This is a genomic window from Streptomyces sp. SID9727, from assembly GCF_010550605.1.
GTDB lineage: Bacteria > Actinomycetota > Actinomycetes > Streptomycetales > Streptomycetaceae > Streptomyces.
On sequence record NZ_JAAGNI010000031.1, the window covers coordinates 1 to 6,895 of the forward strand.

At 73.3% G+C, this 6,895-nt stretch carries 9 protein-coding genes; 6 read left to right on the forward strand and 3 right to left on the reverse strand.

The features are described from left to right. Window positions 1-165 precede the first annotated feature (165 nt). Complete coding sequence (locus tag G3I41_RS01750) at window positions 166-1,056, forward strand: alpha/beta fold hydrolase (protein WP_164398524.1); 891 nt, start codon at window positions 166-168, stop codon at window positions 1,054-1,056. Between the two features lie 99 nt (window positions 1,057-1,155). After that, entirely contained in the window at window positions 1,156-2,247 is a 1,092-nt protein-coding gene (locus G3I41_RS37335) for a methyltransferase domain-containing protein (protein ID WP_164398525.1), read from the forward strand. Between the two features lie 53 nt (window positions 2,248-2,300). Here G3I41_RS37335 and G3I41_RS01760 read toward each other — a convergent pair whose 3' ends face one another. Then, window positions 2,301-2,864: a DUF402 domain-containing protein gene (locus G3I41_RS01760; RefSeq protein ID WP_239081444.1), complete on the reverse strand. Its 564-nt coding sequence runs from the start codon at window positions 2,862-2,864 to the stop codon at window positions 2,301-2,303. Then, window positions 2,845-3,765, reverse strand: a complete 921-nt coding sequence (locus G3I41_RS01765; protein WP_164398526.1) for a GNAT family N-acetyltransferase — start codon at window positions 3,763-3,765, stop codon at window positions 2,845-2,847. Before G3I41_RS01765 ends, G3I41_RS01760 begins: the two co-directional genes overlap by 20 nt. A gap of 69 nt (window positions 3,766-3,834) precedes the next feature. Here G3I41_RS01765 and G3I41_RS01770 point away from each other — a divergent pair, with 69 nt between their 5' ends. From G3I41_RS01770 to G3I41_RS01785, 4 genes are all read left to right on the forward strand, one after another. Continuing rightward, window positions 3,835-4,209, forward strand: coding sequence for a GntR family transcriptional regulator (locus G3I41_RS01770; RefSeq protein ID WP_164398527.1), 375 nt, complete (start codon window positions 3,835-3,837; stop codon window positions 4,207-4,209). 219 nt (window positions 4,210-4,428) lie between these two features. Further along, entirely contained in the window at window positions 4,429-5,211 is a 783-nt protein-coding gene (locus G3I41_RS01775) for an SGNH/GDSL hydrolase family protein (RefSeq protein WP_164398528.1), read from the forward strand. Between the two features lie 184 nt (window positions 5,212-5,395). After that, window positions 5,396-5,659, forward strand: coding sequence for a hypothetical protein (locus G3I41_RS01780; protein WP_073968062.1), 264 nt, complete (start codon window positions 5,396-5,398; stop codon window positions 5,657-5,659). A 166-nt stretch (window positions 5,660-5,825) separates the two neighbouring features. Further along, window positions 5,826-6,434 carry a TetR/AcrR family transcriptional regulator gene (locus tag G3I41_RS01785; RefSeq protein ID WP_203600007.1) on the forward strand — a complete coding sequence of 203 codons (609 nt, stop codon included), beginning with the start codon at window positions 5,826-5,828 and terminating at the stop codon, window positions 6,432-6,434. A gap of 15 nt (window positions 6,435-6,449) precedes the next feature. Here G3I41_RS01785 and G3I41_RS01790 read toward each other — a convergent pair. Further along, on the reverse strand, window positions 6,450-6,895 hold a 446-nt coding region (locus tag G3I41_RS01790; protein ID WP_343242034.1), incomplete at its 5' end, for a type ISP restriction/modification enzyme.

A 6,895-nucleotide genomic window follows, 5' to 3' on the forward strand; every position in this document is an offset into this window, starting at 1 on the left:
CGGCCGTCCGGCGGCCCCGCGGACTTTTTACCGACGCGTAACTTCCCAGCGAACCCTACCCGTGCGTAATTTGGCATGAGCACGCAGAAAATCCGCAGAACTTGTGGTCCGGGCCGCAGGGTGCACAGACATCGCAACTCCCTTGAGCCGCAAGGAGACCCCACGATGCTGCCCTGGATCCGCGCGCCGCGTCCCCCACGCGCCCGCCGGACGCTCGCCGCCCTGCTCCTCGCCGTCGCCGCGGTCGTCACCCCCACGGCGGCCGCGGCGGCCGCCCCCGCCGCGACGGCCACCGCCTCGCGCGGCTGGAACGACTACTCCTGCAAGCCCTCCGCCGCCCACCCCCGTCCCGTCGTCCTGGTCCACGGGACCTTCGGGAACTCCGTCGACAACTGGCTCGTCCTCGCCCCCTACCTGGTGAACCGGGGCTACTGCGTCTACTCGCTCGACTACGGTCAACTGCCCGGCGTGCCGGTCTTCAACGGACTCGGCCCGATCGACAGGTCGGCAGGCCAGCTCGCCGCCTTCGTCGACAAGGTGCTCGCCTCCACCGGCGCCGCCAAGGCGGACATCGTCGGACACTCGCAGGGCGGCATGATGCCGAACTACTACCTGAAGTTCCTGGGCGGGGCGGCCAAGGTGAACGCCATGATCGGGCTCGCGCCCGACAACCACGGCACCACGCTGCTCGGCCTGACCAAACTCCTGCCGTACTTCCCCGGTGCCGAGTACCTGCTCAACGCCGCTACGCCCGGACTCGCCGACCAGGTGGCCGGATCGCCCTTCATCACCAAGCTCAACTCCCTGCCGGACACGGTGCCCGGCGTGCACTACACCGTCATCGCGACCCGGTACGACGAGGTCGTGACCCCGTACCGGACCCAGTTCCTGGACGGCCCGGACGTGCGCAACGTCCTGCTCCAGGACCTGTGCCCGGTCGACCTCTCCGAGCACGTGGCCATCGGGACCATCGACCGGGTCGCCTACCACGAGGTGGCGAACGCCCTGGACCCGGCGCACGCCTCCCCGACCGACTGCGCCTCCGTCATCGGCTAGGGCCCGTCCGCCGGACCGGCCCCGGAGCGGTACCGCCCCCGTCCCGACCGAGCCGGCCGGAACGGGGGCGTTGTCAGTGGCGGCTGGCACGATCGGACCATGACGACGACCGACTGGGATTCCCTCGCCGACACCTTCGACCAGGAGGCCGACCACGGACTCCTCGACCCGGTGGTCCGCGCCGCCTGGGCGCGGCGGCTGGAGAGCTGGCTGCCCGCCGGGCCGTCCGACGTGCTCGACCTCGGCTGCGGTACGGGGAGCCTCGCCCTGCTCGCGACCGAACAGGGCCACCGGCTCACCGCCGTGGACAGCGCCCCGCGCATGGTCGAGCGGGCCCGCGCCAAGCTGGCCGGCACGGATGCCGATGTGCTGGTGGGGGACGCGGTCCGGCCGCCCGTCGGCGACCGGAGGTTCGACGTGGTCCTCGCCCGGCACGTGGTGTGGGCCCTGCCCGACCCGGCTGCCGTCCTGCGCCACTGGGCCGGGCTCCTGCGCCCCGGCGGCAGGCTGGTCCTGGTGGAGGGCGTGTGGAACGGCGGCGGTCTGTCCGCCGAGCGCCTCACCGCGCTGCTCGCCCCGCTCACCGAGCGCGTCCACCACGAACGGCTCTCGGACGACAGCGTCCTGTGGGGCAAGGAGGTCGACGACGAGCGGTACGCGCTGGTGGCCCGGGTGCGCGGGACGCGCCGCCACACCGAGGTGGTCGACGTGCACCTGATCCTCCGCCGGGGCCCCGAGGTCCTGCTCGCCCGGAGGGCCGGCACGGGATACGCGGACGGCCTGCTGCACGCCCCGTCCGGCCATGTGGAGGACGGCGAGGACGTGCGCGCCGCGGTGATCCGGGAGGCGGCCGAGGAGACCGGCCTCGACCTGGACCCGGCGGAGCTGAGCGTGGCCCTGGTCATGCAGCACCGCGGCCCGGGCGGCAATCCGCGCACGGGCTGGTTCTTCGAGGCGGCGTACGACCCCGCGCGGCCCCCGTACAACCGCGAACCGGACAAGTGCTCCGAGCTGGCCTGGTATCCGCTGGACGCCCTCCCCGACGACATGGTCGCGTACTGCCGCGCGGGCCTCGACGGCTACCGCGCGGGGGAGCGCTTCCTGATCCACTGGCACGAGGACGGCGACCCGATCGCGTACGAACCGGAGGGCGTGCGGCGGGCGGTGGTGCTTCCGGTGAGCGGGGGGTGAGGGCGGGCTCAGGTCAGCAGGGGGGCAGGGGGTGTCTTGCCGGTCAGGGCCGGTCAGGCCGTGCCAGGCGTCGTGGACCAGGCCCTGATCGACAAGTCGCCACCCCCTGCCAGGCCCTGATCGACAAGCCCCCCTGCCAGGCCCTCCGGCGAGCGGGCCAGCCGTTCCAGCTCGTCCAGGGCCGCCGCCGCGGCCTCCGCCGCCGCGGGGTCCCGCCCGGCCAGGCCGCTCGCGGCGAACTCGTCCTCGTCCAGCCGCAGGATCTCCGAGCCGTCGGCCGACACCCACAGGTCGAGGTCCAGGTCCTCCACGACCAGCTCGCCGTCCCGGAGCACCGCAGGCCGGGTCACGTCGCAGTACCAGCCCTTGAGTTCGCCCGCGCCGGTGCGGACCTCCTTCACCGCGAACCAGGCGTCCCGCCAGTAGTGCTCGGTGAAGACGTCGCCCGGTTCGAAGCGGACGAAGCCGAAGTCCCGGACGCCGGGGGCCGCCCAGGGGGCCCGGACGGTGATCCGGGTGCCGTCGTCGGCGACCAGGGCCGCCGGATACCTGATCTTGGTCTTCCCGGCCTTGACCAGGACGACGGTGAGACCGGCGTCAGCCGAGCCTGCGGGCATGGCGTACCTCCGTGGCGCAGATGTCGTAGCCGAACCAGCGGTTGATCGCCAGCATCGGCCCGTTGCCGGCGTCGTTGCCCGTGTAGGCGTCGGTGCAGCCGGCGGCGCGCGCCCGGTGCAGCGAGTCGTTCTTCGCGAGCTTGGCGAAGCCCCGGCCCCGGTGCGCCCGCCGGGTGCCCGTCATCGCCGAGCCGTAGCGGCCCGCCCCGTCGGTGCGGGCGGCGCTGAAGGCCGCCACCTCGCCGTCGGCCACCACGACCGAGGTCAGGTGGTGGTCGAGACCGGGCGCCCGCCAGGTGTCGGCGAGCCATTCCTCGTAGTCCTCGAACCGGGCGGGCGTGTCGCTGGGCTCGTCCGCCGTGGTCTCCGCGTCCGCCTCGAAGAGCGGGCGCGGATCGTCGGCGAAGTCGGCGCCCGTCCGCAGCTCGACGCCGGCCGGCGGCTCCTGACGCGGCGGCAGCGAGCCGTTCGCCAGATCAAGATGGAGGAAGTGGGCCGCCCGGCTCGGTGTGTAGCCGTGCTTCGCTGCGAACGCCCGGTCGCCGGGCGTGTCCGGGACCCAGGTGTAGACGGTGGCCGCTCCGGCCATGGCCAGATACTCCTCGGCGGTCCGCAGCAGCAGCGTCCCGGCGCCCCGGCCGGTCCGGTCCGGATGGATGTACGGATCGCAGAACGCCGACCCCGGCTCCGGGCTGTCATGGGCCAGGCCCACCTGCGCCGTCCCGATGATCTCGCCGTCCTCCTCGGCGACCAGCATCCGGTACCGCCGCGCCGCCGGGGCCCCGGTGAGGGCGGCCACGGCCTGCTCCGGCGTGGTGATCATGTACGGCAGGGCGGCGCGTCGCACCCGCACCCATCCCTCCGCGTCCGCCGGCCGGAAGTCACGTACGAGGACAGTCATGCGCCGGACGCTATCCGCGTCCCCGGCCCGGCCGCCTCCCAATTTCCGCGCGTAGGGGACAATCGGCCCGTGACCCTGAAGATCGCCGTGGACCCGGACTCCGGCACCGCCCCGTACGAGCAGCTGCGCACCCAGATCTCCGAACAGGCCCGCTCCGGCGTGCTGCCGGTCGGCTACCGGCTCCCGACGGTACGCGGCTTCGCCGAGGAGCTGGGCCTCGCCGCCAACACGGTCGCCAAGGCGTACCGCGCGCTGGAGGCGGACGGCGTCATCGAGACCCGCGGCCGCAACGGCACGTTCGTCGCCGCCGCCGGTGACACCGCCGACCGCAACGCCGCCGCGGCGGCCCGCGCGTACGCCGAACAGGCCCGCCGCCTCGGCCTCTCCCGCGCCCGCGCCCTGGAACTGGCCGAGGACGCGGTGCGCGCCGTCTTCGCCGGCTGAGCGCGCCCGCCCCTCCCGGCCCGCTTCGTCGGACCGCGTCGGCAACCCCCGGTGCGGGGATGCCGAGTTGACGACGCGCCCGACACGGCGCCGTAAGCGAAAGCTCATCCGTTCGACTTGGCATGAGCACTTCCGGAAACGGTGTCCGCGCTGCTACCACTGAGTAGGCAGAGATCCCGCCGGCCGCTCAAGGGAGATTCCGTGAAACTGTCCAGACTCGTGGCATTCTCGTCCTCGCTCCTGCTCGGCGCCGTCATCGCCCTGACCGGGGCGGCCACCGCGAACGCCGCTGCGTCCGTCGACTACGTCGCCCTCGGGGACTCGTACTCCTCGGGCGTCGGCTCCGGGAGTTACATCAGCTCCAGCGGCGACTGCAAGCGCAGCACCCTCGCCTATCCCTCCCTCTGGGCCTCCGCCCACTCGCCCGCCTCCTTCTCCTTCACCGCGTGCTCCGGGGCGCGTACGGGTGATGTGATCGCCAGTCAGCTCGGGCCGCTCAACTCCTCGACCGACCTCGTCTCGATCTCCATCGGCGGCAACGACGCGGGCTTCTCCGACGTCATGACGACCTGTGTCCTCCAGTCGGAGGCCACCTGCCTCAACCGCATCGCCACCGCCCGCAGCTACGTGGACACCACGCTGCCCGGCAAGCTGAACGCGGTGTACGACGCGATCGAGGCCAAGGCTCCCGCCGCCCATGTCGTCGTCCTCGGCTACCCGCGCTTCTACAAGATCGGCGGCAGCTGTGTCGTCGGACTGAGCGACAAGGTGCGCGGCGCCATCAACGGCGCCGCCGACTACCTCAACGCGGCCACCGCCAAGCGTGCCGCCGATCACGGCTTCAGCTTCGGCGACGTCACGAGCGCCTTCGCCGGACACGAGATCTGCTCCGGAAGCGCCTGGCTGCACAGCCTCAACTGGCTGAACATCGGCGAGTCGTACCACCCCTTCGCCGCCGGCCAGTCGGGCGGCTACCTGCCCGTCCTGAACGCGCTCGATTAGGGTGGTGGCGCGCCCCGGGAGGGGCGCGCCCGTCCACTCGCCCCGGAGCCGGGCGGATGCGCCGACGCCTCGTCAACCTCCGTATAGGTGTGCGCAATCCCGCTCCCGGGATACACGGGTGTCGGTGGCAGGCGATAGGGTTAACCTGCCCGGGCCGAGTGCCCTCGTACGGGTGGGGAGTGACATGGAACAGATAACGGTGCGCAGCAGGGCGCGTGTGCCTGCCATTACATGCGGGAGCAGCGCGACGAGCTCGCGCCTCGACCGCCATCTCGCGGTGCTGGGCGGTCCCGTCGTGCCGCAGCGCGAGGCGGCGGAAGCGACGCTGCTGATGCGCGAGCTGACCTCGCGCGACGCCGGACACGCCCGGCGCAGCAGGAGCGCGCGGGTGTCGCTCTTCGCGCCACTGCGCCGGCTGCGGCGCTCGCTCTTCGGCAGCCGCCACTGATCCGACCGCGGTCCCGCTTCCCGCGACGCGCTGCTGCCCGCTCTTCCGTCATCCCCGGAGCCGGCAGTGGCGCGTCGCCGTGTCCGCACCCGGTCACGCACTGTGTCCGGCAGGCTCGCATGGGTGCCGAGGTAATTCGATGCCGAACTACTTCTACACTGGGCCCATGCCCGAGAAGCGTGCCGCGCGTCTGCGCCCCGACGAGCGGAGGGCGCAGCTGGTGGCCATTGGCGTGGACATGCTCGCCGATTGTTCCCTGGACGAGCTCTCCACCGATGCGGTGGCCCGGCGGGCCGGCATATCGCGCGGCCTGCTCTTCCACTACTTCGACTCCAAACGCGACTTCTACCGCTCCGTGGTGCGCAAGGAGTGCGACGACTTCGCCGCCGCCACCGAACCCGACGCCGCGCTGGCCCCGGTCGCCTGGATGCGCGCGTTCATCGCCGGTTTCGTCGCGTACGTGACCGGGCGCCGCAAGGTCTACCGCGCCCTCGTCCGGGGCGCCGCCGGCAACCACCCCGCCGCCGGCGACATCGTGGAGGCCACCCGCGCCACCCTCGCCCGACGGGTCGCGGAGGGGCAGCGCCGGCTCGGCATGGAGCCGTCGCCCCGGCTGGCGCTGGCCACCCGGGCCTGGCTCGCCTTCGCCGAGGAGGCGGTCACCAGCTGGCCGCTGGACGAGCCGGACGCCCTGGACGAGCTCCGCGCCTTCCTGGAGACGGGCTTCGTCCGCCTCCTCGGCGACCTGGACCGGCCGGCCGCCCTGGCCGAGTAGCCGCGCCGGCCCCGCTCACAGCAGCGCGAACTGCCCGTCCGGCCCCTCCTCCTGATGGTCCAGGACCGAAGCGGGCCGCCGCGCCGCCTCCGCGACCGGCAGCACTCCAGCCGCCCGCAGTCCGTCCTCGCCGGTCCCCGGACCGGAGGCCAGCGCGTCGGCCAGCTCCTCCTGGCGGGGCCGCAGCTCGGCCAGGAGGGCGAGGAGCGTCACCAGGTCCAGCAGCTCCGAGGTCCACTCCCGCGGCCAGGCGCGCGGCCGGACCGCGTCGAGCCCCGTCGCGTCCGCCCCCGGCGCCCCGCACACCGCCGCCCGGCGCTCGAACCACAGCTCCAGGGCCCGCACACCGCTCACCCGGAACTCCCACGCGGCGGCGGGCACCGGCGAGACGCGGCCGGTGCCCAGGGAGAGCGCCCGCTCCTCGGCGTCGTACGACAGGGGCACCGGCACCGGCGGGACGG